The following is a 2810-nucleotide window of genomic DNA, read 5'->3' on the forward strand; positions in this document are numbered from 1 at the left end:
CCTGACGCTATATAGCCCAGTTGTTGATGCTTTGAGGCTTGCCAGTTAAACGGCATGCTAACCAGTACCGTGATGGTGTCGACCAGTACTGCCACGCAAATCTGATGAGTTTGTGAGAAAGCGAGAACGTTACTCTGTAGCACTCTCTTCATCTTGCTGATAAATCGGGTGCTTATACTTATCATTCAGCTTTTTGATTTCGACTATTTCAATTTCAGGAAAAGCCGACTGTAGATGAGAAAGTAACGCTGTTTTTTGATCAAGCGTCGAAATAAAAACAGTCCCTATATAGTCAAATGTTTCTCGATTAGGGCTTCCAAATGACAGCACTGAGTCATGAGTTAGATTAAACACGACACTGCGATCATCTATAAGCACATAAGACTTATCAACGGTTGGTTTAAAATTGGTCATCCCAAATGACATCAGTGCAAATGCCCCAGCACCGACAAGCGCCAAGGGGCCAAGTAGCAAAACCGCAATAACACACACCACAATTCCCACCCAAGCAAAACCGCGCACGATTTTATACGCCACCTCTGGGATCATATCTTGCTCCGTGTAATGAATACCCCGTGAGGTTAAGTGATAACAACGGTGCTTATCCGGGGAAAAAAGGTATCTTGAGACCAATACCATCATAGTCATAAATGCCAAAAGTCCCCAAAAAGCAATTGAGTCCATAGTTAGCTTATCGAAAACAAACCAAAAAAAACCAAATAATAAACAACCCACAAACATCGGTATCAACCAATTCACTAGATTCTCGTGTTTTAAACCAGCACCTTTACACTCCCAAGAATACGTTACCTCAGCGTTATAAAGTTGCTCTTTAAGGGACTCGATATCTTGTTTACTATTCATTTGTCGATTCTCACTTCAATAAGACGAGTGCCAAATTCTTTTGGCGCAGGCTCTACGGTTAAATCACCTTGTTTTTTACCTGACGCTATATAGCCCAGTTGTTGATGCTTTGAGGCTTGCCAGTTAAACGGCATGCTAACCAGTACCGTGATGGTATCCTCCGTACTACCACCCAAATCTAATCGATAGGTGACGGGGCTACCTTCTTCTTTTTTTTGGCTCCATGTGCCGTTCTGCTCATTAAGCATAACAGCTGGCATCGCCTCAGTAGGGCCATAGCTATAAACTTGTTTGGGCTTACGCGTTATTTGTAAGCCAATCCGTTGGCCTATGGTAAATGCAGGCAAGGTCAGCTCCAATTGCCATTGGTTGGTGCCAGTGTCCATCCATTGGGAAGGTTTTCGGTTAGGGACTGAGTTAAGCTGAACCTGAGGTTTATGAATAATGTGTTCTAAGTGAGTTAACTCCTCGACAGGCTTCCATTGCTTCGATTGTTTGCCCCATGTGGAGTGAAGCAACCACTTCTCAAGTTCTGAACGTTTAAAGGAATTGATGATGATAACAGCAATCAAATAAACAATACCAGCAACCATCAACGTGGTCAGCATCCAAGAGGCGACGATGGCACTGATACTAGTAGAGGAGAACCCCAAAAAGCTAGCGAAATTACGCACAAATTGCACACTAAACACGAAAGCCTGAACCAAGGTTGATACCCCTTTTAACCCATAGCCCAACCGTTCCATTGGAGAGTTACTAGAATCCCAAGCTTTTTCACCACTTTCCCATGTTTCGAAACCTGTGGCAATCAAACCAAACAAAGAGACCGCCGCCGTCGTTTTCGCAAAGGTTTTGAGCATTGCCGATTTTGAAGCATTGCTGTTTTTTATTGCTTCATTTAAGGTTTCACCAAGTAACTTAGAATCTTTAACAATAATGTCCCATTTCGCATCTCGCCACACAGCGGTAACAGCGGAGACCGCATAACCTGTCGCATAGGTCGCTTCTCTAATTGCAGGGTTAGTCCATAAGCTAGTATTCGGGTGTTGCGCGACTTTATGGCGGATGTCTTGCAGAACAACCGACACGTTCCAAAGGTTTAGGATGGCGACGACGCCCCCCATTTTACCCAATTTGTCCCATGATGCTTGAGTGAGCTGCTTACCTTGTTGCCAACTGCGTTCTACTGCATCGTTAAGCATTTGCTTGGCGGTGTTATTGACCGCGTCATGCTTAAGCATCACCATCATTGGCAACTCACTACTCAACAACTTCTGCATTTTCTGCTGAGCACTGCGCATGGTTTGTATCTGGTGGTTCTTTGGCGTCACCTCTCCTGAGGGAAGCTGACTAATATGACGAATGGTGGCCATTTCGGTGTTTAACTTTCGCTGCCATGTTTTAAACTGTGCGGGATAGTCAGGGTTATGAACCACGATAGCTTCTGGGTTCACGATGGCTTCTAAGATAACCAGCCGCAAGTTGCTGACTAAACCTTCCGGTGTTGCGGTGGTATTCATCTGGCTAGGGAACAGCAAGTTCGAAGTGGCTCGCCAACTCTCTTGGGCCACCCCTGAGACGGCTTTTTGAAGTGCAATAAAGCTAAGCTGTACCGGCTCAGCTAGTGCTTTAAACCACGCTTTATCATGCATACGCACGTCACTGGTGAACCCACCCCAGTTCGCAATCGCACCCGATACAGTGACCATGTCACTGGAGTTCTCCATTGAGAGCAGACTGTTACCAAGTTCATCGACGTAAGCGTTCAGTGCTTGCCAGTTTTCTAACTTAAAACCGAGAGAAGCTAGAGCGAAAAGCGTTTTGGGCGAATCCAGTGAAAGCGCCTGTTTCAACTGCTCATTCGCTTGCTCGGTATTTACCGCTTGTTTTACCACCGCTAAGTACTGGCTGGTTAAGCTAAGTAGATAAGTAAGGTGAGTCTCGTC

General features: G+C 45.2%; 1 protein-coding gene and 1 pseudogene. Both read right to left on the reverse strand.

Annotation, left to right across the window (positions count from 1 at the left end; all coding sequences use genetic code 11):
• Nucleotides 1-129: 129 nt before the first annotated feature.
• Complete coding sequence (locus ACQEXR_RS19820) at nt 130-864, reverse strand: hypothetical protein (protein WP_427020998.1); 735 nt, start codon at nt 862-864, stop codon at nt 130-132.
• Nucleotides 861-2810: pseudogene (locus ACQEXR_RS19825) on the reverse strand (hypothetical protein); the annotation flags it as partial. The pseudogene ACQEXR_RS19825 and the gene ACQEXR_RS19820, both read right to left, overlap by 4 nt.

This window comes from Vibrio sp. TRT 2004, assembly GCF_050113735.1.
Taxonomy (GTDB): Bacteria; Pseudomonadota; Gammaproteobacteria; order Enterobacterales; family Vibrionaceae; genus Vibrio.

Coding starts and splice junctions, on each gene's coding strand:
- ACQEXR_RS19820 (WP_427020998.1), bottom strand. CDS start 864: ATGAATAGTAAACAAGATATCGAGTCCCTTAAAGAGCAACTTTATAAC.